Source organism: Erythrobacter sp. JB2-19, assembly GCF_057365005.1.
Genome location: NZ_CP200290.1, coordinates 2,266,740 through 2,292,496, shown reverse-complemented (window position 1 = coordinate 2,292,496; position 25,757 = coordinate 2,266,740). Strand labels below are relative to the sequence as shown.

Sequence of the window (25,757 nt, the reverse complement as noted above, 5' to 3'; positions counted from 1 at the left end):
TTGCTGGATAGCCGCGGGGGTGTGATTGAAGATGATGTCCCTCCGCAGCCTGCCAATCGCCGGTTGTCTATGCTCGCTGTGCTGGGATTAACCGGTGCAGGCGATAATGATTGGGCGCGGCTTCGCGGCCTGCAATATTCGGGATTGTCGGCGCTAACCTTCTTCAGAACTTACATTCATGCGATTATGGGTCTGTTCACGGTCCATATTTACTCGAGCAGCATCAGCCTTGTGTGGCTGGCGTTTTGGCTGGTCGCATTGGTGCTGCTCCAGATCCGCGGTGTGCGGTTTGACCGCACGCTGGCCGATGCTGAACACCGCAAGCTGTCGCGCAAGGAATTTTACGGACAGGCTCTGACGCCGCTGCTCTCTGGGGTGCTGTGGGCGGTGCCGGTCCTGGTGTTTGCGCCATATGGTTCGCTGCCAGACCTGATGACGCTACTCGTGGTGCTGGCGACATTGGCGGCGGCCTCAATCTATTTTTACGCTGCAGCTCCGCTCGGGATCTTCGTCTTTACACTGACGGTCGGCGTGGCAGCGGTCACGCATCTGGCGCTGCAAGAGCTGTGGACGGTTGCGCTGGCAGGCGCGTTTTACGGCATTAGCTGCCTGTTTGGCACGATCGAGGTGGCGCGCACCTATCTGACTGCACGGATCGCGGAAAGCAGCGTTGCTGAAAAAGAGCAGGTCGTCTCCTTGTTGCTGCGCGAGTTTGAGGAAAACGAGGCCGATTGGTTGTGGGAGGTCGATACCGCACGGCGTCTGCGCGGTGTTAGCCCGCGTTTCGCCTATGCACTTGGCTGTCCGCAGTCGGAGGCGGAGCGCCGCCCATTGCTCGAATTGATCGCTGGTGACAGTTGGGAAAGCGGCAAGTTTCCTACCAGCCTGCATGATTTGGCAGAGCGGCTGAAGCATTGCGAGAACTTCTCCAACCTTCTGGTTCATGTCACGATCCGGGGTGAGAAGCGCTGGTGGGAGCTGTCTGGCACGCCAATGCGCGACGATCAGAACCGCTTCGTTGGTTTCCGCGGGGTTGGCTCCGATGTGACTGAGGCGCGCGCTTCGTCTGAGAAAATTGCTTACCTGGCGCGCTATGACACGCTCACCTCTTTGCCCAACCGCTTACAGTTGACCGAGGCGCTGGGCGATGCGCTGGTCTTTGCTGAACAATGGCGCACACGCTGCGCGCTGCTGATGGTGGATCTCGACCGGTTTAAGTCGGTGAACGATTCGCTCGGCCATATGGTTGGTGACAAGCTGCTGGCCCAGGTGTCCGCGCGTCTGCAGGCCCTAATGGGTCAAGATCAGATGTGCGGCCGTTTGGGCGGCGATGAATTTGCGATTGTGCTGCGCGATGTCAGCGATCGTGAAATTATTCGCACAACAGCCAACCGCGTGATTGAGGCGCTGACAGAACCGTATCAGGTCGATCAGCACACGCTCTATGTCGGCGCCAGCGTTGGGTCAGCAGTGGGCCCGCGCGACGGAAAGTCGGTCGAAGAATTGATGCGCAACGCCGACCTTGCGCTCTACCGCGCGAAAGACGCCGGCGGCGGCGAGCACTTTGACTTTGAGCCTGTGCTCCATGCCTCTGCCGAAGAACGCCGCCAGCTTGAGGTAAGCCTGCGCAAAGCGCTCGACCGTGATGAGATGGTGCTGCACTATCAGCCGGTCGTCGATGCCAACAGCGAGAACATCGTCAGTTTTGAGGCTCTGGTTCGCTGGGACAGCGCCGATCATGGGTTTGTCAGCCCGGGTAAGTTCATCCCACTGGCTGAGGAAACACGCCTGATCGTGCCGATAGGCAAATGGGTCCTGCGCGAGGCATGCCGTGAGGCGTGCAATTGGCCCAAGCATGTGCGGGTCAATGTGAACGTATCGCCTGAGCAATTGCTGGAGCCGGACTTCTATGAGGATGTTGTCGCGGTTCTTGCCGAGACGGGGCTGCACGCAGACCGGCTCGAGGTCGAGGTGACCGAGAGCATCTTCCTGCGTGATGCCTCGATTGCTCGCAAGGCTCTGGAGCAAATCATGGCGTTGGGCTGCAGCGTTGCGCTCGATGACTTTGGCACGGGCTACTCATCGCTGGGATACATCCGCAAGCTCAGCTTCTCCACCATCAAGGTCGACCGCACCTTTGTGCAAGGTGCGGCGCAAAACAGCTCCGAAAGCCTGGCGATCATCAATGCCGTGGTGGCGATGGCGAAAAGCCTTGATATGACGACGACGGCGGAAGGCGTTGAGACCATTGAGGAAGCGAAGCTCATCCGCGAGATGGGCTGTGACAAGATCCAAGGGTTTTACTTTGGCCGCCCAATGCCGAAGCACGAGGCGCTGCGCCTGTTCGATGCAAGCGGTGGCAGCGGCGAGCGCCAGATCGCCTAAGCGGTTTTAGGTGCCTGACTCTAAATGAGCGCGGCGATAGCGCTTTCAAAAAGAAAACGACCATCGGTGCCGCCTTGGGCGTCTTCAACCGCGCGCTCTGGGTGCGGCATCATGCCCAGTACATTGCCGCCTGCGCTGAGGACACCAGCGATATCGCGGCGTGAGCCATTGCAGGGTTCTGTATAGCGAAACGCGACCCGGCCATCGCCTTCGATCCGGTCGAGCGTTTCTTCATCAGCGAAGTAATTGCCATCGTGATGCGCCACGGGAATGTGGACAGTGCCTTTGCCAGCATAGGCGCGGGTAAAAGTGGACTGCGTGTTCTCCGCGATCAGCGGCACGGTGCGACAGATGAAATTCTGGCTGGCGTTGCGCATCAATGCGCCGGGCAAGAGGCCGCTCTCGGTCAGCACCTGAAAGCCGTTGCACACGCCCAGTACGGGCACGCCGCGCGTCGCCGCGGCAATCACACTGCGCATGATCGGGCTGTTCGCGGCCATCGCGCCAGAGCGCAGATAGTCGCCATAGGAAAACCCGCCGGGCAGGGCGATAAAGTCGAGATTGTCAGGCAGCTCTGCATCGCCGTGCCACACCCGGATCGGTGCGGTGCCCGATACGAGTTCCAAAGCGCAGGCCATATCCCGGTCGCAGTTGGAACCGGGGAAAGTGATCACAGCAGCGCGGAAACCCATCAGGCCGCTCCTGCTGTTTCCAGCTTCTCAATCGTGAAGTTCTCGATCACCATATTGGCGAGCAGTTTTTCACACATCGAATTGAGTGCTTCGTCGCTGGTGCCGTCGGCCACATCCATTTCGATCATCCGGCCAATGCGGACATCTTCGACACCTTCAAAGCCCATGCCATCCAATGAATGGTGCACGGCGCGGCCCTGTGGGTCGAGCACTCCGGGTTTGAGGCGGACGAGAATACGGACTTTCATGGGCGGCTCACCTGATTACGCGCGTGGATGGGCGATGTGACCGCAGCCTATAGCGCAGCCGCATGCAGGTGCAATCATTGCAGGGCGGCTTGCCCACTATCGTGAGTGCCTTTGTTGGCAGGTTGAAGGCACCGTTACGGCGCGATTCTACCGGGTAGTTCGGCGTCCTCATGTACGACCAGCACCTCGACCGCCTCATCAGACCTGAGGTACTTTGCAGCCGCTGCCTGAATATCAGCCGGTGTGATGGCTTTCAGAGCATCGGGCGCATCGAGGAAACGTTGTAAGCGGCCAGACTGACTTTGCGCGTTGTCCGCCAGCCCCATCCAACCGCCGAGCGATTTCAGTGCATTGTCATAGCCTTCCAGCATCGGCTGACGCGCACGGTCGATGAAATCCAACTCCAGTGGTGCTGCGGCGAGTTCGCTTAGCATGGTGCGGATCGCCGCGCGGGTTGGCTCCAGCTCAGCAAAATCGACCGACGCCGTCACACTGAAAGTGCCATAACCTTCGTAAATGCGACTGGTTGAACTGCCAGCAGACGGGGAATAGGCCTTGCCCAATTCTTCGCGCAGCCGTTCCTGCAATTGGATGCGCACCACGCGGCTCAGAAGAGACAGCCGCAGCGCCTCGGACAGGTCGCTGTCATCGGTTGTCGGCCAGACCATACGGACCAGCGCTTGGTCGGTTTCACCAGTATGAGTAAGCGTATGCAGACCACGTATTTGCGTGAAGCTGCGCTTACGAGCTTCAGCGCGTGACTGGAATTCAGCCTCACGCGGCGGCAAAGCGCCCAGGGTGCTGGCCACCGCTGCGATTGCTGCGTCCGGATCAAAATCGCCCACCAGCGCAATCTCAATCGCGCCGCTTTCCAGGCGGTCGCCAATATCCGCTTTCAACTGCGCGAAACTGCGTGAGAGAAACGCCTCTTGCGGCTGCAGGCTGAAACGCGGATCGCCATCAGACAAAATTCCGCCCAGCCGATTGCTCAGCGAACGCCCCGGTGTCGCATCCAGATTGGCAAAGTAATTCTCGATATTCTTGGCATAGCGCTCTTCGCCTTCGCGTCGGTAACCCGGATCGGTCAGCGCAGCGGCGAGCAATTGCATCTGTAATTGCAGATCGCGCGGCGTGGTGCTGCCCGACATGCGGAATGCGTCCACGCTTGATCCGATGTTGAAGCCGACGCTTCGTCCGGCGAGCACGCTTTGCAATTCGTCTTGGCTGTGCTGGCCAAGGCCGCCGGTTGCCAGCACGCTGACCATTGCGGTGCGCAGCGGATCGTCTGCCGTGTCGAGCAAGGTGCCGCCATCCAGGCTGACGCGGTAACTCACCCGATCCTTGCGAATATCGGTTGTTTTCAGGTTCAGCCGCACGCCATTGGCAAACTGGACCAGGCGGAAATCGAACCGATCATCGACTGTGTCGGAGACGATCTCTCCTGGGGCGCCAAAATCACTGTAGGCAAAGCTGAGCTCGCCAGCGTCTTCGGGCGCGGCAATTGGTGCCGCCATACCTTCGGCAAGGGCTGCGCGAAGGGCCTCTTCGCCGCCCTCAGGCGCGCTGCGCCCTTGGAACCGGATCAGCAGATCCTTAAAGCCGAGCGTGTCTAGGAACAGTGCAACGCCCACTCGCTCTTGCGTTATATGCGGCAAAAGCGCTTCAAACCGCTCCAGCCGGTATTGGGGATCGGTGGGAATGCGTTCAGAGCCTACCAGTCGCAAGGCAGCGCTGGCGAAGGCACCATTGCCGCGCGTATCAGCGGATGCCACGCCATTCTCCAGTGCGGTGCGTATATTTGCGATCTGTTCATTAATCTCGGCCTGGGTGAAGCCAAATTCAATAGCCTGACGCACTTCGCGCAAGGCCGCAATCATGCCTTTGCGCCATTCCCCATCGGCGCTGCTGATGGAAAGGCTGGTAGAGCGCGCGTCTTCAAACAAATCGCTGCTGTTGAACCCCGCACCGCGAAACGGCGCATTTTCACCGCGCGCGAGGCGGGACAATCGGCGCCCGATAATCTGGTAGCCGATGCTCCGTAGCAGAGCGATATCGCGGTTTTCGGCGTTATCAGGCCGATCTTCCCACTCAGAAAAATTGGTCAGGGTCACGCTCTCTGACAGAGCGGGGTCGGTGTAGATGTCGACTTCTGATGGTCGTTCAATTGCGACCGGACCGGTGACGGGTTCGGTCGGGGCTGGCCCGCCTTGCCAATTGGCGAACACCTCGCGCACCTTGGCCTCCATCATTGCCGCGGGAAAATCGCCTACGATCACGACGACGGTGTTGGCGGGCACATAAGTGCGCTCATAAAAGGCGCGCAGATCATCCGCGCTGGCATTCTCAAGCACATCGAGCGTCCCAATCGGTAAGCGGTCCACAAATCGCGCGCCGGGAGCAAAGAACGCCAACTGATCTTCTGTTGCCTTTTGCTGGAAGCCGCGCCGGTCGCGCCGTTCCGCCAAGATAACACCGCGCTCGCGGTCCACGGCATCCTGCGCAATGGTCAACTCGCTCGCGGTTTCGCGCATCAGCATCAATGCTGTGTCGAGCAGGTCTTCCTCGTTCTTGGGCAGGTTGAGCATGTAGGTGGTGGTCTCAAACCCGGTCGAGGCATTGGTGTCCGCGCCAAAGGCTAGGCCCTTGCGCTCCAGCAATTTGATCATCTCGCCTTCGGGAATATTGGTAGATCCGTTGAAGGCCATATGCTCAATGAAGTGCGCAAGGCCGCGCTCGCTGTCAGTCTCGTCGAGCGAGCCAGAGCCGATCTGCATCCGCACCAAAGCGGTGCCTTCGGGCGTGGAGTTTTGTCGGATGATATAGCGCATGCCGTTGTCCAGCACGCCGAATACAAATCCAGGGTCGACGGGAACGTCGCTGGTTTCGAACGCCCAATGAGTGTCTTGGGCCTCAGCTGTGTCAGCTGTTATTTCTGCTTGCGATGCAGTGTCTTGCGCAGCAAGCGCTTGAACCAGAACAAGGTTGGGAAGCGCAAGCAGCGCTCCTGCGATGAGCGCGCGTGAGGTGAGATTCATATGCTGAAGGTGTGCCCTGTAATCATTTAATGATGGCTTCTTAGCGCATTGAAACTGAACGTGGCATTTTAATCGGCGCCGCAGGCGCCGCAAAGGCCTAGTGCCCGCCCGCACCGGTTCGGGCTTGCCCGTAAACCGCGAGGAAATCGCATGCCCGGATTGGCGCGCGGAAAGCCGAACGCTTACTTCTTTGGTGAGGTTTTGCCGCGCAGCCGGTTGCGATGGCTCGACAGGTCCAGAACTTCGCCAGGGCCATTGTCTTCGTCCTGCAACAGACCCAGACGCCGGGCAACCTCGCGGTAAGCGTCCTCTTCGCCGCCCAGATCGCGGCGGAAGCGGTCCTTATCCAGCTTCTCACCGGTCTTCATGTCCCAAAGGCGGCAGCCATCCGGGCTGACTTCATCGGCCAGAATGACGCGGCTGAAATCACCATCGAACAGGCGGCCAAATTCCAGTTTGAAATCGACCAGGCGAATGTCGATCCCCGCGAACATCCCGCATAGGAAATCATTCACACGGATCGCCATGGACGACATGTCGTGCATCTCTTCGATGCTGGCCCAGTTGAAGCACGCAATGTGCTCCTCTGAGATCAGCGGATCGCCCAGCGCATCATCCTTGTAATAATACTCGATCAAGGTGTGCGGCAGTGGTTCGCCTTCTTCCAGGCCCAAACGCTTGCAAATCGAACCGGCGGCGACATTGCGCACCACAACTTCGATTGGGATGATTTCGACCTGACGCACCAATTGCTCGCGCATGTTCAGGCGGCGGATGAAATGCGTTGGAATGCCGATATGGGCAAGGCGGGTGAAAACATGCTCGCTGATGCGATTGTTGATCACGCCTTTGCCGTTGATGCTGCCCTTTTTCTCCGCATTGAATGCGGTCGCATCATCCTTGAAATATTGGATAATTGTGCCCGGTTCTGGACCCTCATAAAGGATCTTGGCCTTGCCTTCATAGATTTGGCGGCGACGGGTCATGCTGGGCCTCCTGGCTCGCGGGGATAAACCGCTGCTTAAGCGAATGGTGCCCGGGGGCGGATTTGAACCACCGACACGCGGATTTTCAATCCGCTGCTCTACCCCTGAGCTACCCGGGCATTCGCTGCGGCGGCGGGTTTGCGTTCAATACGCTTTGCCCGGCGAGCAAATGAGAGCGGGCCTATGGCGCGGGCGGCGATGTTTGGCAAGAGGGAAATAGCGTCAGGCACAGGTTCTTTTGGGCTTAGCTGTGTTGTTCCCAATCTTCGCGCGCAATCTCTTCTGGGGACGCGGGGCGGCTGGGCAGGGCGTAGCCATCGCCAAACCACTTAGCGAGGTCGAGATCCTTGCAGCGCTGAGAGCAAAACGGAGAGAAGTCCTCAGCGCGGGTATTCTTACAAATGGGGCAAGCTTTGGTTTTGGTCATTTAGTTTTCCGCACACCATCCGGTGTGCGATATCCTCGCAGTTTGCGGGCAAGCCCGCACTGCTGCGGACGCCCGGTCGGGCTTGCGGCCACACGGTGGCCGATTGATGCCAGTGTTAAGCGCTTATAATTTGGGCGTGCGGGGCTTCAAGTGCAAGCTTGGGACCGGTCTCAATCCGCACTTCCTTGCCTGTGCGCCTTGCGAGTTCCACCAACCATTCTTCCTTGAGCTTTGATTTGAGCGCCGGGTGGACGGTAAGCAGCAATATAGCGCCCGATCCCTCAGCATTTTCCGCCTTGCGCAAGGCCATCCGAGCACATGCCCCGACCCGCGAGGTCGAAAATCGGTGGAGCAGCGATGGCCCTTCGAGCCGCGCAACGATCTGCACAAAGCCAAAGCCATTCATCGCCGTACGCTCATGGGGCCAATCGTCGAGTGCTTCTTCCAAGGCTGCATCCACTGCCTTACGGCCTGCTTTGTCCTGAATGGTCGGGAAATCGATCCCGATATTCCCTGCCAGATCGAACCAGCGCAGCGCCTGCGCGATGGCAGGAACAGCGGCCAATGACAGCTCCAGAGGGCTGCCTTCACCGTCAATGTCGATCAGGGTCATAGCAGGCGTAACACTGATGATCAGCGAGCCGCCCGCAAAATCGATTTGGCCAGAACTGGCCGTATCCCAGACCTCGTCCCAAAGGCCTGAGGGGAAACAGCGCACATGCTTGCCCGTGGCAAACACGGAAGGTGGCGGGATATGCGGATTGTCATCGGCGAAATATCGCGCCTGAGCCCGTTTCAGGCGGCCTCGTTCCGCCATCGCCTCGCGGGTTATGATCAAGCGGACCTCGCTGCCCTCGCTTACATCGCGCGGAAGGCCGTCTGCGTTGATTTCAACCCCGCGCGGGCTGACGCACAAGGCGCGCGAGGATCCGGCCTTGCGAGAGACAATTTTGGCCATCAAAACCGTGCGTGCGCAGTCTTTGCTCAGCCAAAACAGCTTAGCCGCAAGAGTTTGATCGTTCTCGACCAAGAGCGCGCGGGTCTCGCCAATACCTTCTTCGACAAGCCACTCAGCCAATGGCAAACCCTGCCGATTTCAGCAGCGCCCGTGTCTCATAAAGCGGCAGGCCCATCACGCTGGAATGGCTGCCCTTGATCCATTGGATCAGCCCCTCGGCTGCGCCTTGGATCGCGTATCCGCCTGCTTTGCCGCGCCATTCGCCGCCGGCCAGATAGCTGGCGATTTCCTCTTCAGACAGGACTTTGAAACGCACAACATTCTCGCTTAACCGCGTGCGGATGTTGCCATCGGGCGAGCGCAGGGCAATCGCGGAAAGGACGACATGCCGCCGCCCGCTCATCAGCTTGAGGCAGGAACGCGCTTCGTCTTCGGTTTCGGTCTTGGGCAGGATGCGGCGACCAACGGCCACCACGGTGTCGCCAGCGAGAATGTGAGCATCGCCATCGGCGCTGACTGCCTGTGCCTTTTCAAGGGCCATGCGCGCGGCATAGTCGCGCGGAAGCTCGCCTTTATGCGGTGTTTCATCGATGTCAGCCGGGGCCACATCATCGGGCGCAATACCGAGACGCGCGAGCAGATCGCGCCTGCGCGGACTGGCCGAAGCTAAAATGAGTTTGGGCGCGCTCATGCGAGGGACCCGCTAGGCGTTATGCTGGGCCGGGGCCTTGGCCGGGGCCGCCGCGTCCTGGCATAAAGCGATAGGTGATGCGGGCCTTGGTGAGGTCATACGGCGTAAGCTCGCACAACACTTCATCGCCCACCAGCACGCGGATACGGTTCTTGCGCATTTTGCCAGCGGTGTGGCCCAGCACTTCGTGACCGTTTTCAAGCTCGACCCGGAACATCGCATTGGGAAGCAGTTCGACGACCTTCCCGCGCATTTCGAGGAGTTCTTCTTTGGCCATGTATATCCTTATGCAAACAGCTTTTCTGAGTAAAATCACTCATTCAGGCGCGCGCTTTAACCCCGCCGAGAACAAAATGGAAGTCTCGTGCGTTAGGTGCGGCAAGAGGATGCGCGCTGTGTGCGTCTTTTACGCGACACATTGTGATGCAAATCGATACAATTCAGGTGCTTGTTCAATGGCGCCTTATGCCTGAAGAGGTCCTTGTGAAATTCTCCCAATTCCTTTCGTCCGGGGCTAGCCTCGCCGGATTGGCCAGTTTGGCGGCCTCTCCCGCATTGGCTCAACAGCAGCGTGATGTTCCTGAGAGCGAACAGTCCGATATTGAGCTTGGCACGACCAGTGGCACGCCCGCTGGTGGTGAAATCCTGGTCCAAGGGCGGAGGCTGCGCGGTCAATTGGATGTCGAACAAGCCCCACTGTTGGAACTGAACACGGAGGACATCGCTAGCGAAGGTGTGACCTCAATCGCCGATCTGGTGACGCAGGTTAGCAATCAGACTGGTTCCGCGCGCGGGCGCGGTGGGGGCGGGCGTCCGATCATCCTGGTGAATGGGATCCGTATCGGCAGCTTCCGCGAGTTGCGATCCTATCCGCCAGAGGCGCTGGAAAAGGTCGAGGTATTCCCAGAGGAAGTGGCGCAGCGATTTGGCTTTTCTCCAGATCGCCGGGTCATCAATCTGATCCTGAAAGAGAACTACTCTAGCCGCGAGATTGAGCTGGAATTTGAAGGGCCTTCTAGCGGCGGATATATCGCTCTGGAGCAAGAGTTTGGCTATCTGAAGATTGCCGATGGCGGGCGGTTCAATGCCAATTTTGAAGCGCGCGATCTGTCGCTACTTACAGAAAGTGAGCGCGATATTATCCAAACGCCGGGCTCTATCTCAGAGCTGGCGAGCGATCCTGATCAGGCCGAATTTCGCTCTTTGATAGCAGACAGTCTGCAACTGGAGGGCAGCCTCAGCTGGGCCAAAGCCATCGTGGGGAGCGGCACGTCGCTCAGCGCCAATATCAACTACACCCGCAATCAGAACCGCAGCCTGTTTGGTCTCAACATTGTAGATCTGGATGATGGGGCCGGAGGCAGCTTGCTGCGAACCTTTGGTGAAGATGATCCGCTGGAACAGCGAAACTCGACTGATACCTATTCGGCCTCTGGCTCCTTGACCCGCCCGCTCGGCGCATTCCGCCTGACCGCGACATTCGATGGCAGCCGCACTGATAACGAGACGGAGATCGACCAGCGCTTTGACACACAGGCGCTTCAGGACGCTGCTTTGGCAGGTACGCTGGCGCTCGATCGAGCCTTGCCGACCTCGGCAGAGGCGGGCTTTGAAACGGCCAGGTCACGCAATTGGGCCGCGACATCGAAAGTGACCGCGCGCGGTCCGTTGGCCGATTTGCCCGGCGGCGAATTGCTCGCGACCTTCGACGCCGGATACAGCTGGAACCGCATTGAAAGCAGTGACACTCGTTCGCTAGTGGATAGCCGCCTGACGCGTAGTGATCTGGAGGGCGGAATCAATCTCGTCATCCCGCTCACCAGCACCCGAACAGGCTTCGCTGATGATCTCGGAAGCTTTACCCTCAATGCTCAAATTGGTGCGGATTACCTGTCAGACTTCGGCACTTTGACCGATTGGACCGCGGGCATCACGTGGGCACCGACCAGCAGGCTCGACCTCACAGCCACCTATATTGAGCGCGAGGTTGCCCCGTCGCTGGGCAATCTGGGCAATCCTGAGATAATCACGCTCAACACGCCCGTATTCGACTTTGTGAACGGTGAGACCGTGCTGGCGAGTGTTACCACGGGTGGCAATCCCGATCTGCTGGCTGAGACGCAGCGCGACTGGCGCTTTGCGGCCAATTGGTCGCTGCCATTTTGGCGCGGCACACGGCTGGGCGTGGAATACATCCGCAATCGCTCCGATGATGTGACAAGCAATTTTCCGGTGCTGACCGAGGAGATTGAGAACGCATTTGCTGACCGCGTCACGCGCGATGCAGGCGGCACTCTGGTGGCGCTGGATCGCCGCGCGGTAACCTTTGCTGAGACCCGTGCAGAGCGGCTGCAATTCTCGTTATCGACTCGAGGCAGTTGGGGCGGTGCCCGTCCGGGCGCTGGTCGAGGCGGTCGCGGCGGACCTCCAGGAGCGGGTGTGCCTCCAGGTGGCGGAAGGCCCGATGGTGCAGGACGCAGAGGCGCGCGCGCGGGCGGCCCACCGACTGCTGAGCAGCGCCAGCAATTCATGGCGTTCCGAACTCGGATCTGCGCCGATGACGGCTTGGATGTGCTGACCCGCCTGGTCGCGGCGGTGGAGGCTGGCGAGGATACTTCGGGCATTTTACCCAGCTTCAATCCAGAGCGTTTTGGCCGGATGCTGTCCCGCGCTCGCGATGAAAATGGCGAGATCACACCAGAGCGGATTACTCAGTTCCGCACGCGCTTTTGCAGCATGGACCCGGCGATGATGCGTGGGCGCGGTGGCGGCGGTGAACAAGCAGGCGCGGGGCAGGGTGGCCGACCTCCCGGCAATCCGCTCGCCAGCGGCTTTGGCCGTGATGGGCGCGGGCGCTATTTTGTGAACCTCACTCACACGCTTGAGCTGGCGAATGAGATCCTGATCGCACCGGGGTTGGAACCGCTTGATCTGCTAGACGGCGATGCCACCGGCTCCTTTGGCCAGGCGCGCAATGCGACCCGGCTGGAGGCGGGCATTTTTCGCAATGGTATGGGGATGCGCATTTCGGGCCGCTACACCGGCAGCGCGCGGATTGATGGCTCGGCTCTGCTCGGATCACCAGACCTGTTCTTCGATGATCTTGCGACCGTCGATTTGCGGGTGTTCGGCGATCTTGGCCGGATGCTTGGCAAGGATAAGGGCTTTCTTAAAGGCTTCCGCATCGCCCTGCGCGCAGACAATATCTTTGATGCGCGCCGCAGGGTCACCGACGGCGACGGCAATACACCGATTAATTTCCAGCCGCAGCTAATCGACCCCACAGGCAGGTTCCTTGGGATCGACCTTAGGAAAGTGTTCTAAACGTCGAGCTTGGGAAACATCCAGCGACGCATCGCGCTCGGTTTGAAGGGCTTCCAAGTGCCCTCCTTCTGAGCCAGCCGGTCAGCTATGGCTATCATTACCGATGGGTTCACGCCCAGCCCTAGATGGCTGGCGTAGACCTCGATATTTTCGCTCGGGTATTCGCCCTTCTTCTGCACAGAGCCGCGCCAGTGGACCACACCGTCGGTCTTGGTCAGGATTGAAGTCGTCGGCACAGGCGGGGCGACGTCCAACCCCTGGAACTGGCCGTCCCGCAATTGCTCGGGCTCATCTCCGTTGAAGAACTTGAACAGGCGCGCCGCGCTGGTGTGGCCTCGATCATCAGAGATCGGGCTGCCCAGGCTGATCACCAGGCGCACCTTTTTCGGATGCAGCTTCGCAAGCTCACGCGCGAGTACACCGCCAAGGCTCCAGCCGATCAGGGAAACCTTGCGGCCGGTGTTTTCATACAGCTCACTCAACTGCGCTTCGATTACTTGCAGCAGCTCTTCATTGACGCGGACATTGCGGCCCGCATCCCAGCCATGCGCATCATAACCCAAATCTCTCAGCAGGCGGCGCATCGGTACGGTTGAGCTGTTGGTCGCCATGAACCCGGGCAGGACCATGACAGCATGACCATCGCCTTTGGGTAACTGTGACAGCATCGGACGCGAGGCGTAAAACGCGCCAAGCTCAAAGAAGGCGCGGCCTTCGGTCAGCGTCCAGAAGCGGTGTGGGGGCTTCGCCTTCGTTTCCTCAAGAAATCGATCAGCCTCCATGGCTGAATTTGGTGCGATGCTCGCCATTATGTTTTCTTCCCAACCCGTTTTTGTGGTGTTTTGCGTTTTGTTTTTGTTGCCGTTTTCTTGGCTGGCGCTCGTTTCGCCGCCGTCTTTTTGGCAGGCGCCTTCTTTGCTGGCGCTCGTTTCGTCGCCTTCTTCTTTGGTGCCGGTTTGCTGGCCGCAGATGCCGCCGCCAGCAGTTCGTCATAGCTGTCTTGCAGGCACTGCGAGTAAAACTCTGGATCCGGCATGATGTCGCGGCATGCGGTGAAGCTGATATAGGCTTCATCGACATAGCTTTGCACGACATGGGCCAGGCCCAATCCGTCTGTCAGGCAAATGAGGGAGAGCGCCATGCTCTCCATCCGCGCGCCTGATGAGTAGATATGCACCGGCGGCCCCGGCACATTGGTCACCACCGTGTTGAACGGCATGGCGAGCTTATGCGCGATGCTGACCCGGCTGAACAATTGCGCGCCCAGCGCCATGTAAAGCGCCGGATTGACCTTGCTCACCTCGGTCATGGTACGCGCGCCCAGCGCGTTCGTCATGGCCTTGGAATTGCTGGTCTGGCCATAGACATATTCCAGCCGTTCCTTCGGGTCGGCGATGTGCGTGCCCAGCGGGGCAACCATGGCTGCCACCTGATTGCCCATGTCGCCCTTTTCATCTTTGGAGCGGACAGAGATCGGCGCCATCGCCGTCATCGTCGATTTGGGCAGGTCGCCTTTGGATGTGAGATATTTGTGGAGCGCGCCGCCGATTACCGCGATCGCCACATCATTGACTTTCGCATCGGGCACCAGCGAGCGGATCGACTTAAATTTGTCGAGAGGGAATGCGCAACCTTCAACGACGCGGTGTGGCGATATTGAGCGGTTAAAGCGCGTTCGCGGGGGCACTATGTCGGTGCTGAGCTTGAAGTCGCGGGCGATCAGTCCCTTAATCGCGCTGGCCACGCCGGGAAGCGACTGCGCGGCGACCTGCGCCTGTTTCAGCGGGTTGAGCAGCGCATTGATATAGGATTTGCCGAGTAGCTCAGCCGGGCCTGGCACCTTTTCCGGTTTCCACGTATCGGGCTTTTTCAGCGGCTCGACATCAGGCGTCATCGTATGGAGCGCCTCCATCAGATCGATTCCGCTCATCCCGTCAATCGCGGCGTGATGCACCTTCGTCACAAAGGCGAAGCAGCCGGGCGGATAGCCGCGAACATTATCTAGCCCCTCGACCACGGTGAATTCCCATGACGGGCGATTGAGGTCGAGCGGACGAGCGTGAATCCGCGCCGCCTGAATGCACAGTTGGCGCCAATCGCCGGGCTTGGGCAGGGCGACGTGGCGCACATGATATTCCAGATCGAAATCGGGATCCTCGATCCAGTAAGGATAATCGAGGTCAAACGGCACGCGCACGAGCCGCTGGCGCATGGTTTTGGAGAGCTGCATCCGGCCTTCGATGAAACCAAGGATATCTTTAAAGCGGACGAACCCGCCCGGCGCGGTTGCCGGATTGTAGATCAACACGCTGCCGATGTGCATCGGTGAGTTCGGCGATTCCAGCGCCACGAACGATGAATCCATGCCTTGCAATTGGCGCAAGGTGTTCTCCCGCTTCTATTTGTCCCATCGCTTCGCTGCTTGAGGACAGCCAACCCAAAACCGGGCGGCTTCGACCCATTTTTAGGCTCTGGGAACAAGCGCTATAGACATTTCCGATGTGAGACAAGCTAACGCGCGCGGTAGGTCTTGCCCCTAGGTAAGGTGGTTTTGTAATATTATAACTCTGCGATTGCTTCTGCCGCAGCAACCCCGCTGGCCCAGGCCCATTGGAAATTGTACCCACCGAGCCAGCCGGTGACGTCCACCGCCTCGCCGATGAAATACAATCCGGGCACGTTTTTTGCCTCCAGCGTCTTGGAGGATAGATCACCGGTGGCGACGCCGCCAATCGTCACCTCCGCCTTGGCGAAACCTTCGGTGCCATTGGGGGTAAAGCGCCAATCGGCGAGTTTGCGCTGAGCCTCTTGCAGTGCCTTGTCGGGTACATTGCCAAATTCGCGCTCAATCTTAAGTCGCTCAGCCAAAGCATCGGCTAGACGCGCGGGTAAGTGCTCGCGCAGGGCGCTACGGATGGTTGCGCGCGGGTTCTTGGCCTTCAGATCGACCAGCCAATTCTCCGCTATCTCTGGCAGGAATTCGATCCCGATTTCCTCGCCATGCTTCCAATAGGATGAGATTTGCAGGATCGCCGGGCCGGACAGGCCGCGGTGGGTGAACAGCGCGGCTTCTTCGAATTCAACCTTCGACTTCTTGACGCCAGTGCGCGCGGTCACTGGCGCTGAAACACCCGACAATTCGCGGAACAACACGTCTTCGCCGCCGAGTGTCAGCGGGACGAGGGCAGGGCGCGGCTCCACCACTTTTAAGCCAAATTGTCGCGCCAGCTCATAAGCGTAATCCGTCGCCCCCATTTTCGGGATCGATGGCCCGCCGGTCGCGACAACCAGCGACTTTGCGCGCATCGCCTGACCGTTCGCCTTGACTGCGAATTCGCCGCCATCTTCCACCACATCGCTAACATGCGCATCGCACAGGACATCAACCTGTCCGCCGTGCGCCGCTGCCTTGCCGCATTCATCGAGCAGCATTTCGACGATCTGCTTGGCGGAGCCATCGCAGAACAATTGCCCCAGCGTCTTCTCGTGCCAGGCAATGCCATAGCTGTTCACCAGATCGATGAAGTCCTGCGGCGAGTAGCGGCTGAGCGCGGATTTCGCGAAATGCGGATTGGCGGAGAGGTAATTCGCCGCTGTCGTGCATGAATTGGTAAAATTGCAGCGCCCGCCGCCGCTAATCAGGATCTTCTTGCCCGGCGCATTCGCCTTTTCCAGCACAGCCACACGCTTGCCGCGCTTGCCAGCCTCTGCCGCGCACATCAGCCCAGCGGCGCCCGCGCCCAGAACGATCACATCATATTTTTGCATGGCCGCATCGATAGGCGGGTGTGCACGCAATGCCAATCACACATTGCCAAGCACGGCGCACGGTCCCTATCTGATGGGCATGGCCCGGACACCTGCTGGCACCTCTGACAATCCCCATGGGGCGGACCGCTTTAACGAGGAACGGGCGGCCTATACGGTTGCGAGTGCGCAACCGAATCTGGAGGCTGGCATCACGGCGATCCGCGAGACGGTGAAGACGCTGAAGCCGGTGCCCGGCGTATACCGTATGCTCGATACGCGCGGTGATGTGCTGTATGTAGGCAAAGCGCGCAGCCTAAAGGCGCGGGTGGCGAACTACACTCAGGTCAACGGCCTCTCCGGCCGCCTGCAACGCATGGTCAGCCAGTGCCGCGCGATGGAGATTATCACCACCAATTCAGAGGCTGAGGCGCTGCTGCTCGAGGCGCAGCTAATCAAACGGTTTCGCCCGCCGTTCAACGTGCTGCTGCGCGATGATAAGAGCTTTCCCTTTATCCTGCTGCGCAGCGATCATGAGTTTCCGCGCATTCACAAGCATCGCGGCGCGCGCAAGGCGAAGGGCAATTATTACGGGCCGTTCGCCAGCGCGGGCAGTGTGAACACGACGCTCAATGCGCTGCAAAAGCTGTTCTTGCTGCGGTCTTGCACCGACAGCTTTTTCAAGAACCGTGATCGGCCATGCTTGCTGTACCAGATCAAGCGGTGCTCTGCGCCGTGCGTTGGGCGGATCAGCGAACCGGATTATGACAGACTGGTTGATCAGGCGAAGAACTTCCTAGCGGGTAAATCTGGGCAGGTTCAGCAAGACCTGGAAAAGCAAATGGCGAAGGCCGCCGAAGAGCTCGATTTTGAGACTGCCGCGATCCTGCGCGACCGATTGCGCGCGGCGACCTTCATTCAAGGGTCACAGGCGATCAACGCCAGCGGCGTGGGCGATGCGGATGTCTTCGCGCTGCATGCCAAGGGCGGGCAGGTCGGCATCCAGGCCTTCTTCATTCGCGGCGGGCAGAATTGGGGGCACCGCGCATTCTTCCCGACCCATACCAAGGGCGTGGAGGAGGACCAGATCCTCTCCAACGTCATCCTGCAATTCTATGAGGAAGTGCCGCCGCCGCCGATGATCCTGGTCGACCGGGAGCTGCCGGAAAGCGAGCTGATCGAAGCGGCGTTGTCTGAAGTGGCGGACAAGAGGGTTGCACTCTCCGTCCCGCAGCGCGGCGACCGGCGCAAGCTGATGGAGCAGGCTAGCCGCAATGCAGTGGAGGCGCTGGAGCGGCGGCTAGCGGAGACCGGCACGCGCGCCAAGACCAATCGCGAAATGGCCGAATTCCTGGAACTGGACGCTCCGCCCAAGCGGGTGGAAATTTACGACAACAGTCATATTCAAGGCGCGAAGGCTGTCGGCGCAATGGTGGTTGCCGGGCCGGAAGGCTTTGAAAAGTCGCAATATCGCAAGTTTAACATCAAGTCTGCGCAGACCAATGATGACTATGCGATGATGCGTGAGGTGATGGAGCGACGCTTCACCCGCGCAATGAAGGACGATCCGGATCGGGAGCGCGAAGGCGTGTGGCCTGACCTCGTCCTGCTTGATGGCGGTAAGGGACAGATGTCGAGTGTGCAGGAGGTGCTGGGCGAGCTTGGCATTGAAGACCTGGCGGTGATCGCGATTGCCAAGGGGCCGCATCACGGCCGCGAAGGGCGCGAGGTGTTCCACTTCCCCGACGGGCGCGAGAAGATGCTGCCGACCAATTCGCCGGTGCTGTATCATTTGCAAAACCTACGGGACGAGGTTCACCGCTATGCCATCGGCGCGCATCGGGCGAAGCGGTCAAAGGCGATCACAGCCTCTCCGCTGGATGAAATCCCCGGCATTGGGCCAGCGCGAAAGCGCGCGCTGCTGCTACATTTTGGCACGGCCAGCAAGGTGAGGGCGGCTTCGCTGCAAGACCTCCAGCGCGCACCCGGCGTCAGCGATGCGGTGGCGCAGACGATCTATGATTTCTACCATGCTGGGGGTTGAGGGGGGCCTCGCGTGGTGGGCAAACCAGTGCCTAGCGGTAGTTACAGCAATTCTCGTTTTGCTGTCATTATGAAGCCCCTCAACGCAGTTTTGGCAGCATCAATCTTTTCTCCCAATTCATCACTAAGATCTGCGTACTTTCGCGAGGTGTCTGGATCGTAATCGCCTCCACGATCAATATTCCAGTTGGGCTGCATCGCAAAAAATGGGTCATCGCCAGTGGGGCCATGTATGAAGAATCTCTGTCCAAAGAACGATTGGAAGTCTCTAAGCGCCTGCTTGAGTTCAACTACAGTTTGAGAAACGTTAGCATTTAAGAAATCATTTTTGGTCTCGACTAGGCTGAAGTGGAAATCATCGACGACGCTAATCTGATTCCTTGAAACACCGTGATTGCAATCTATGAAATGCAGTACGTCTAAGATTCGAGTTTCTGGGAATTTCTCGAACAGTTTTTCAAAGGTGGACTTATCGTGCAGGCGGTTTCGTTCTGACTTTTGAACCTCGGTCTGAGCCTCTCCGGATTTAACTTCTCTTTCAAGGTAAGACATTGCAAGATGATAAGCTACGCCGACAGAAACCAGTGCTAAGCCGATGAGCGGATCGGTAGGGGCGTCGACGTCAAACTCTAGATGTCTTGATGCGATAGCACGTACATATGGCTCCCATACCGGCCCAATTACTACTATTATCCCAGCTAAAACGCATGCGAGAGCAATCCTATGGTGGGGAAGGCCTCTGATAAGCCTGTAGAGATCAACAAGTCTGTCCAAAGAAAAGTCTTTTGCTTCGATTTTTTTCATTCGCTTCTAATTCTTGAAACGCTGTTTGGAAGCAAGGTACAAATGCCATTCTTCGAGAATCAATCAAGGACTGATCAAGCCGGACCAAAAACTTTGGTTCCCACTTTCGCGGGAATGACGAGTAAAGCTCTATTACCTTCCATCACCCCCTTGCCTTGTGCACCCAAGCCCCTATCGATCTTGCGTTCATCTTCGCCTGATTATCACGGGTAATCCCAACTGACCGGAGCAATCCATGAGCGAGCTTCCCGCGACCACCGACGAATACAGCCAAGGTAAGCGCAACGCCTTCACCCGTTTTCTTGATGGGGTCGAATGGCTAGGCAATCTCCTGCCGCATCCGGTCACTTTGTTTGCGGTTCTGGCGATCGGGATTGTGCTGCTGTCCGGCCTGCTCGGCTGGATGGGTGTCGCGGTGGAGGACCCGCGTCCGCTGGGCGCAAAGGGCGTCGCCGAGGACGGGATGATCCGCGCGGTCAGCCTGATGGACGGCGATGGTATCCGCCGCATCTTTACCGGCCTGGTCGACAATTTCACCGGCTTTGCCCCGCTGGGTGTGGTGTTGGTCGCGATGCTGGGCGTCGGGGTGGCGGAGAAATCGGGCCTGCTGTCCGCCGCCGTGCGCAGCATGGTGTTAAACGCGCCGCCGAAGCTGGTGACGGTCGCCATCGTGTTTGCAGGCATTATTTCCAATACCGCATCCGAGGTCGGTTATGTTGTCCTGATCCCGCTCGCGGGCGCGATATTCTACGCGCTGGGGCGCCATCCGCTGGCGGGCATGGCCGCCGCCTTTGCCGGGGTGTCTGGCGGCTATAGCGCGAACCTGCTGATCGGTACGATCGATCCGCTACTGGCCGGCATCACGCAAGAGGCCGCCCGCCTGATTGCCCCTGATTACACTGTGGTCGCCACGGCCAATTGGTACTTCATGATGGCCTCCACCTTCCTCATCACGCTGATCGGTTCGCTGGTCACGATCTACATCGTGGAGCCAAAGCTCGGCAAATATGATTCCTCAGCAGCTGATCCGACGATCCTGGATGATCGGATGATGGAACAGGTGAGCGATGATGAGCGCAAGGGCCTGCGCTGGGCTGGCCTGGCGCTGCTCGGTGTGCTTGGGCTGATGGCGTTGACGCTGCTGCCGGATTGGGGTGTGCTGCGCAATCCCGACAATGGTGACCGGATCGACAGCCCATTTTTCGATGGCTTCGTCGTGTGGATACTGATCTTCTTCGTCGCTCTCGGCTATGCCTATGGCCGCGCGGTTGGGACGATGAAGACCGACCGTGATATTATCGACGCGATGGCCGCGGCGCTTGCCTCACTCGGCCTGTACATCGTGCTGGTGTTCTTCGCGGCGCAGTTTGTCGCCTTCTTTGGTTGGACCAATCTGGGCGCGATCACAGCCGTGACGGGCGCGAATTTCCTGGTTGAGACCGGGATGACCGGGCCAGGCATATTCTTCATGTTCATCCTGCTGTGCGCGCTGATCAATCTGTCGCTCGGCTCTGCCTCTGCGCAATGGGCCGTAACCGCGCCGATTTTTGTGCCGATGCTGATGCTAATCGGCTATTCGCCCGAGGCGATCCAGGCAGCCTATCGGATCGGTGACAGCACCACCAATATCATCACTCCAATGATGAGCTATTTCGGGCTAATCCTGGCCTGGGCAACGCGGTATAAGAGTGATCTGGGCGTGGGTACGATGATCGCGATGATGCTGCCCTATTCGATCTTCTTCATCGCGTTCTGGTCGGTATTTTTCTACCTCTGGACCTTCGTGTTCGGACTGCCAGTGGGACCGGGCTCGCCCACCTTCTACACCCCATAAAAAACGGGGCAGGCCGCAAAGCCCGCCCCGCATTTTCAATCGGAGAGAGTGTGGCCTGGATTAGAGGCCTTCGACGCTCTTGCTGACCAAGACGTTCACCGCAACACGGCGGTTCTGCGCCTTACCCTGAGGGGTTGAGTTGTCAGCTGCAGGATCGGCTTCTGCCATTCCGGTTGGGGTCAGCATGCGATAGGGCTTCCAACCGCATTGCTGTTGCAGATAGTTCACAACGCGGCTGGCGCGCTTTTCACTCAGCTCTTGGTTGATCTCATAGCTGCCCGTGGAGTCGGTGTAGCCGACGACCAGAAGCAGAGCGTTCTCGGTTGCATTGGCTTGCTCAGCCGCGCTGCACAGCTCGGCACGGGCCTGGCTGGAAAGGTTGTACCGGCCAGTGTCGAAATAGACATTGGTGGTGCCTTTGATGTTGTATTGATCGATGTCACCAAAGCGGCCGCGCAGCGCCTCAGTTGCGGCGGCGTTCTTCGTAATCGCCGCGCCTTGCTCGCCGAACTGCTGTTCGGTGCCGTTGCGGATCATCGATGCGGTGCGCAGGTCCTTATTCTTCAGGTTAACCCGGGTGGCGACAAGTCCGCCAGCCCATTCAACCGTCTTAACCGATACTGGCAGGCCGTTTAGCAATTGCTCAGAACCCAGCTTGTCACGGTTTAGGCCGAGGAAGCCGCCTTTGGCGCGGATCTCGGTGCCATCGCTCAGCTTGATCGCTGTGCGTGAACCATCAACCGCCGTGACTTGAAACTCGCCATCGCGGCGGGCCGAAATAAAGCCATCAATTTCTGGACCTTCAGCCATGCCGGACAGATCCGCAGGCGGTGAGCCAGTGACCGTGGTCAGCACTTCGCCCTGCTGGGCAGGAACAGGCATAGGCTCCTGGCCGATTGCGCCGCTTGCCATGGGCAGGGCGATCACAGCCGACAGGAAAAGAGCGGTATGCTTCTTTGAAATGGCACTCATTAAATTACTCCTCAAAACTACAACAGCCAACCGTTCGTCGTCTCGGCATTTGCTAGACCGCCCCCTGTGATGGCGTGTCTGGCCGCTGAAGCCCCCTCGAAAATTCTTGCACAACATGTGCGTTCGGATGCCGTGTTTGGGCGGCATGTGGGGTCTGAGTGTCAGTCAAACCTTTCTGTCAGATGAACAGATCGGTCAGTTTCGTTAGTTGTACGGGTCGTTTGACCGCTTGCTGCGACGAACCGTTGCGACGAACCGTTGTGGGATCTGCGATTGGAATGGCTTTAGTAAGGTTAACCTCGCAAGCGTGCACGCTGAGAGAGAATCGCTCTTGAACGCGTCTGCTTCAGCCAATGCTAGACCCGGCGGAAGTTCCACACGGCGTTGAGCACGAACACCAATAACCCTGCGATGACGGATACCAGAATGCGCGCGACAATATAGTCGATGGGTGTCAGCGCCAGCATAACGGCCATCAACGCCATGGTGGCGGCCAGGCCAATCGCACCGTTGATCAGAAACAGGGCGTATCCGCTGGCCATTGCGCGGTCCGACCCGCGGAAAATCCAGCTCCGGCCCAAGATATAATGCAAAGTGTTGGCGATGGCGAAGCCGATGCCAGAGGCAATCACCTCTCCCATCCCGGCACGCTCAACGAGCAGCCAAAGCACACCCAATCCGATCAGGAACGCTCCGATGCTGACCACTGTATTGCGCGCCAGCATCCAACCGACCCGGACCTTAAGCAGGCGCGTGATCAGGCTACCGCGTGTTCGGTCCTCAGCCATATCGCTTGTGGGCTTTGCCGATGCGCTCATGATGAGTGCAATCCGCTAGGTCGCAGAGCGCAGCCGGTCGGAATAGCGATCCGGGTCTTGCTCGGCATGATCCGCCCACACATCTTTGCGCGTCACAAACGGATTGAGAAACAGGATTGGCAATTTCAGAAACAGCAGCTCTGAATGAATGAAGCCGTCAACGGTGCGCTCCCACCACTTCGGCTCGCGCTTGGCATTGTCGCGCAACCACCCATCATACGGTGCCCAATGGCTTGGCTCGTCCCGTTCGATCACCTTAAAAATCTTCACTAGAGCTGGGTCAGATTGCACAAAGCGGTTCGCCAGCAGGATTTCGATTTGTTTGTATCCGCGCTTCTCCGTCAGCGAGATAACCCGACACAGCCGCTCAAACAGCTCATCACGTTCAATCACGGCCTGAGTGTCGAGCTTATCAATCGAGGTGCCGAACATGATCTCGATAAAACGATCAATATGACCAAAGGTCCGGTCGAGGTGGATCGGATGCTTGCCTTGGAGTTCGAACCAGCGCTTGAACATGAGGTAATGCTTGCGCTCATCCGCGCGGTGTTTCTCGATCTTGGCGATCAATGGATCGTCCGGCCCGCAGCGCGCCCGGACAGCCTCCAGCACGCGGTCGAGCGCGGTGTACCCGCGATGCTCGTTATAGATGTAGATCGATCCCAAGAGATCCAGATAGCGCCGGCGAAACCATTCGATCATGCTGAGCTCCTATTTTATTAGGATACGGTATGAACGGCGATTGACCAAATGTGGGGGTTAGTGGTTCGATGATGTGTCTTCGTGATGAGTGCTCTGATCGGTATTCTCTTCAGGCAATTCGTTATCACGTTCTTCTTCGATCGCCTTACGTATCTTTGGGGCAGGCGGCGTCCATGCTTTGAGGTGGCTCAATACATTTTCATAAAAGCCAATAGCACCCGACTCTAACTCATTGATGAAGGTGGACCGACCACCAAATTTCCTTCCGTCAGTCATTTGGTCGATCAAGACAAATTTGTGAGGCAAGAGAGATCTGTCGGGATGGCTATGAAGCATGTCGTCACTTCTCGCCTCAAATACTGTTGTCTCGATTGGTGAGGCTCGGCCCGGCCACAATGTCCTGACTTTGGTTGTCTGTTCTTTGTCGTCAGGCAATTGCACTAAAAGCCAGTTTAGCCTCGACGCTTGTCGTTTTTTATCCTTCGGAGCCGCAAGCTGAGCGCTGAAGTGGATGGTCCGGGTCGTCAGATCTACCTCTATTGACAATGGGGCTGCTGCATTCGGAATAGCAAAATCAACAGTCAGTCGCCGTTCCTCTACCAGCGATTTGAGATGTCTATCGAAGATCGCCGTCGGATCATTCATTACCTTTTTGGAGACTTTCTCCGCAACCGTTTCACCCGTTTTCCGTGTGAGGTACAGGGCTAGGTCTCTTATCTCTGCTTGCCAGCTTTCAACTACAGCTCTTTCGTCAGCCCCAGACTTACTTAGTGATAATCCACTTCGAACGTTGTCGACCACTGATGTCCATGACGGCGTCATTTGGGTGAAGCGCTTGAGTCCAGCGCTTTGGTGGATCAAGAATCGCTCTAACTCTTCAAGCAAGAAGTTATGATCGGGGTCTTCAACTCGATCATTCCCGCTAAGAACGCTCAGATATGTCAGGATTGAGAACCAAGAATAGTGGTATAAACTAACAGTCCTCAGTAAATGGCCGTTGACTGTAACAGGGCTCTGGTCGCGCGTGGTAGTGAACTGGTTTGAGAGTGTAATTACGGCGTCAATTCCAACCTCTCGCGCGAGACTTAGATATGACTCGATTTGATCTGCTTTAAGATCATCATTGCCAATTTTGGCTTCGACAAGGGCGCTCCAAGTTCGTTTACCTGTTTGTAAAACGATTAGCCCATCTGGGCGAATTTTCGGCTGCTTAGACTTTGGGAACGAAACTTCAGTAAAGGTCGAAACTGTTGCTCTTGTGCCGACAGGGTTTCCAACCGCTCCAAGAATTTCATTTGAGAGCTCCTTTACCTGTGCGAAAACTGACAAGAAGGCTGACAGAGTTCTCCCCTCTTTCGATTTTTCGGACAAAACTGGAAATAGGCGTGATTTTTCACCGAAAGCATCGAAAAAAGGTAAGTTATGCATGTATTCCCCCATGTATTACTTTAGGCATACATCAGGAATTGTTTTCTGCAAGCTTCCTTAACTGAGCGCCTTTCCTACACATCACTCACGCGCCTATCCCAGCATGCATGAAGTTCTATCCGCCGCGCGTTTCTAAGCCTCGCAAGCCGCCCAGGCGCATTCCGCCTTTCTATGCCGTACCGGTTAAACAGCGTGTGGATGGTTGGACGCCGCTGAGGCAGGCGGAGTTTATCGGCTGGCTTGCGCAGACACGCTCAGTGACGGGGGCGGCGCGCAGGGTCTCTATGGCGCGCGAAAGTGCTTACCGGCTGCGCGCGCATTTGTGGTCGGAGAGTTTCTGCGCGGCGTGGGATGCGGCGCTCGCGAAGGACTGGCAGCCGCGCGATATTGGTAAGGCGCCCGATGCAGTTTTGGGTAGGCTGCCAAAAGTCACACTTCGTGAGCTGGAATGGCGCATTGAAAGCGGGATTTGGTGGGTTATCTTGCGCGGCGGCAAATATGCAGGTGTGCGCCAAAAGCCGGACAATTCTGCGGTTCTGGCGCATCTTGCGCGCTGTCCCGTCTCGCTGGCCGAATACCGCGAGCAGGCAGCGTCACGATGAAAAGTCACACTTTTGAAAAGCGTATCTGCGTTCCAGAAAAGCCCCCACTCCGCGCGGGGCG

Annotated in this window: 21 protein-coding genes and 1 tRNA gene; 5 read left to right on the top strand and 17 right to left on the bottom strand. The window is 58.1% G+C overall.

Translation table 11 applies throughout. The annotated features are described in order from the left end of the window. The first annotated feature begins 21 nt into the window (after positions 1-21). Entirely contained in the window at positions 22-2,385 is a 2,364-nt protein-coding gene (locus tag AC0V6O_RS11055; protein WP_472639325.1) for a putative bifunctional diguanylate cyclase/phosphodiesterase, read from the top strand. A 20-nt stretch (positions 2,386-2,405) separates the two neighbouring features. On the opposite strand, the gene purQ is transcribed toward AC0V6O_RS11055, so the two are convergent. From purQ to infA, 9 genes are all read right to left on the bottom strand, one after another. Then, positions 2,406-3,077 carry a phosphoribosylformylglycinamidine synthase subunit PurQ gene (gene purQ, locus AC0V6O_RS11050; protein ID WP_486143991.1) on the bottom strand — a complete coding sequence of 224 codons (672 nt, stop codon included), beginning with the start codon at positions 3,075-3,077 and terminating at the stop codon, positions 2,406-2,408. Continuing rightward, positions 3,077-3,325 (bottom strand): phosphoribosylformylglycinamidine synthase subunit PurS, encoded by a 249-nt coding sequence (gene purS / locus AC0V6O_RS11045; RefSeq protein ID WP_472639323.1) that lies wholly within the window; start codon positions 3,323-3,325, stop codon positions 3,077-3,079. The genes purQ and purS overlap by 1 nt, the downstream gene beginning before the upstream one ends. Before the next feature lie 134 nt (positions 3,326-3,459). After that, positions 3,460-6,360: a M16 family metallopeptidase gene (locus AC0V6O_RS11040; protein ID WP_486143989.1), complete on the bottom strand. Its 2,901-nt coding sequence runs from the start codon at positions 6,358-6,360 to the stop codon at positions 3,460-3,462. 182 nt (positions 6,361-6,542) lie between these two features. Next, on the bottom strand, positions 6,543-7,346 hold the full coding sequence (purC, locus tag AC0V6O_RS11035) for a phosphoribosylaminoimidazolesuccinocarboxamide synthase (RefSeq protein ID WP_472639321.1): 804 nt from the start codon (positions 7,344-7,346) through the stop codon (positions 6,543-6,545). 44 nt (positions 7,347-7,390) lie between these two features. Beyond that, positions 7,391-7,465, bottom strand: a tRNA-Phe gene (locus tag AC0V6O_RS11030). A 125-nt stretch (positions 7,466-7,590) separates the two neighbouring features. Further along, positions 7,591-7,773, bottom strand: coding sequence for a DNA gyrase inhibitor YacG (locus AC0V6O_RS11025; RefSeq protein ID WP_486143986.1), 183 nt, complete (start codon positions 7,771-7,773; stop codon positions 7,591-7,593). Between the two features lie 115 nt (positions 7,774-7,888). Continuing rightward, positions 7,889-8,851: a ribonuclease E/G gene (locus tag AC0V6O_RS11020; protein ID WP_486143984.1), complete on the bottom strand. Its 963-nt coding sequence runs from the start codon at positions 8,849-8,851 to the stop codon at positions 7,889-7,891. Next, positions 8,844-9,422, bottom strand: a complete 579-nt coding sequence (locus tag AC0V6O_RS11015; protein ID WP_486143982.1) for a Maf family protein — start codon at positions 9,420-9,422, stop codon at positions 8,844-8,846. The genes AC0V6O_RS11020 and AC0V6O_RS11015 overlap by 8 nt, the downstream gene beginning before the upstream one ends. 19 nt (positions 9,423-9,441) lie before the next feature. Further along, positions 9,442-9,699, bottom strand: coding sequence for a translation initiation factor IF-1 (gene infA / locus AC0V6O_RS11010; RefSeq protein WP_067600927.1), 258 nt, complete (start codon positions 9,697-9,699; stop codon positions 9,442-9,444). Positions 9,700-9,887: 188 nt separating this feature from the next. Between infA and AC0V6O_RS11005 the strand changes: the two genes are divergently transcribed. Continuing rightward, the gene (locus AC0V6O_RS11005; RefSeq protein WP_486143979.1) at positions 9,888-12,746 is read left to right on the top strand and encodes a porin family protein; all 2,859 of its coding nucleotides are present in this window, start codon (positions 9,888-9,890) and stop codon (positions 12,744-12,746) included. On the opposite strand, the gene AC0V6O_RS11000 is transcribed toward AC0V6O_RS11005, so the two are convergent. The 3 genes from AC0V6O_RS11000 to AC0V6O_RS10990 all read right to left on the bottom strand — a co-directional run bounded on the left by AC0V6O_RS11000 (position 12,743) and on the right by AC0V6O_RS10990 (position 16,514). Next, positions 12,743-13,555, bottom strand: coding sequence for an esterase/lipase family protein (locus AC0V6O_RS11000; RefSeq protein WP_486143977.1), 813 nt, complete (start codon positions 13,553-13,555; stop codon positions 12,743-12,745). The genes AC0V6O_RS11005 and AC0V6O_RS11000 overlap by 4 nt on opposite strands. Beyond that, positions 13,555-15,111, bottom strand: coding sequence for a WS/DGAT/MGAT family O-acyltransferase (locus tag AC0V6O_RS10995; protein WP_486143975.1), 1,557 nt, complete (start codon positions 15,109-15,111; stop codon positions 13,555-13,557). The genes AC0V6O_RS11000 and AC0V6O_RS10995 overlap by 1 nt, the downstream gene beginning before the upstream one ends. A gap of 194 nt (positions 15,112-15,305) precedes the next feature. Then, positions 15,306-16,514 carry a BaiN/RdsA family NAD(P)/FAD-dependent oxidoreductase gene (locus AC0V6O_RS10990; protein WP_486143973.1) on the bottom strand — a complete coding sequence of 403 codons (1,209 nt, stop codon included), beginning with the start codon at positions 16,512-16,514 and terminating at the stop codon, positions 15,306-15,308. Positions 16,515-16,593: 79 nt separating this feature from the next. On the opposite strand from AC0V6O_RS10990, the gene uvrC reads away from it, so the two are divergent. Beyond that, positions 16,594-18,537, top strand: a complete 1,944-nt coding sequence (gene uvrC / locus AC0V6O_RS10985; protein WP_486143971.1) for an excinuclease ABC subunit UvrC — start codon at positions 16,594-16,596, stop codon at positions 18,535-18,537. Positions 18,538-18,578: 41 nt separating this feature from the next. Here uvrC and AC0V6O_RS10980 read toward each other — a convergent pair whose 3' ends face one another. Continuing rightward, positions 18,579-19,340 carry a hypothetical protein gene (locus AC0V6O_RS10980; protein WP_486143969.1) on the bottom strand — a complete coding sequence of 254 codons (762 nt, stop codon included), beginning with the start codon at positions 19,338-19,340 and terminating at the stop codon, positions 18,579-18,581. Positions 19,341-19,575: 235 nt separating this feature from the next. On the opposite strand from AC0V6O_RS10980, the gene AC0V6O_RS10975 reads away from it, so the two are divergent. Next, complete coding sequence (locus AC0V6O_RS10975; protein ID WP_486143967.1) at positions 19,576-21,174, top strand: AbgT family transporter; 1,599 nt, start codon at positions 19,576-19,578, stop codon at positions 21,172-21,174. 60 nt (positions 21,175-21,234) lie between these two features. Here the strand turns inward: AC0V6O_RS10975 and AC0V6O_RS10970 are convergent, their stop codons facing one another. From AC0V6O_RS10970 to AC0V6O_RS10955, 4 genes are all read right to left on the bottom strand, one after another. After that, on the bottom strand, positions 21,235-22,146 hold the full coding sequence (locus tag AC0V6O_RS10970; protein ID WP_472639313.1) for an OmpA family protein: 912 nt from the start codon (positions 22,144-22,146) through the stop codon (positions 21,235-21,237). Between the two features lie 356 nt (positions 22,147-22,502). Continuing rightward, entirely contained in the window at positions 22,503-22,964 is a 462-nt protein-coding gene (locus AC0V6O_RS10965) for a GtrA family protein (RefSeq protein ID WP_486143965.1), read from the bottom strand. Positions 22,965-22,979: 15 nt separating this feature from the next. After that, complete coding sequence (locus AC0V6O_RS10960; RefSeq protein ID WP_486143963.1) at positions 22,980-23,666, bottom strand: ferritin-like domain-containing protein; 687 nt, start codon at positions 23,664-23,666, stop codon at positions 22,980-22,982. A gap of 57 nt (positions 23,667-23,723) precedes the next feature. Next, positions 23,724-25,094 (bottom strand): hypothetical protein, encoded by a 1,371-nt coding sequence (locus AC0V6O_RS10955; RefSeq protein ID WP_486143961.1) that lies wholly within the window; start codon positions 25,092-25,094, stop codon positions 23,724-23,726. 107 nt (positions 25,095-25,201) lie between these two features. Here AC0V6O_RS10955 and AC0V6O_RS10950 point away from each other — a divergent pair, with 107 nt between their 5' ends. Further along, entirely contained in the window at positions 25,202-25,696 is a 495-nt protein-coding gene (locus tag AC0V6O_RS10950) for a hypothetical protein (protein ID WP_486143959.1), read from the top strand. Positions 25,697-25,757 lie beyond the last annotated feature (61 nt).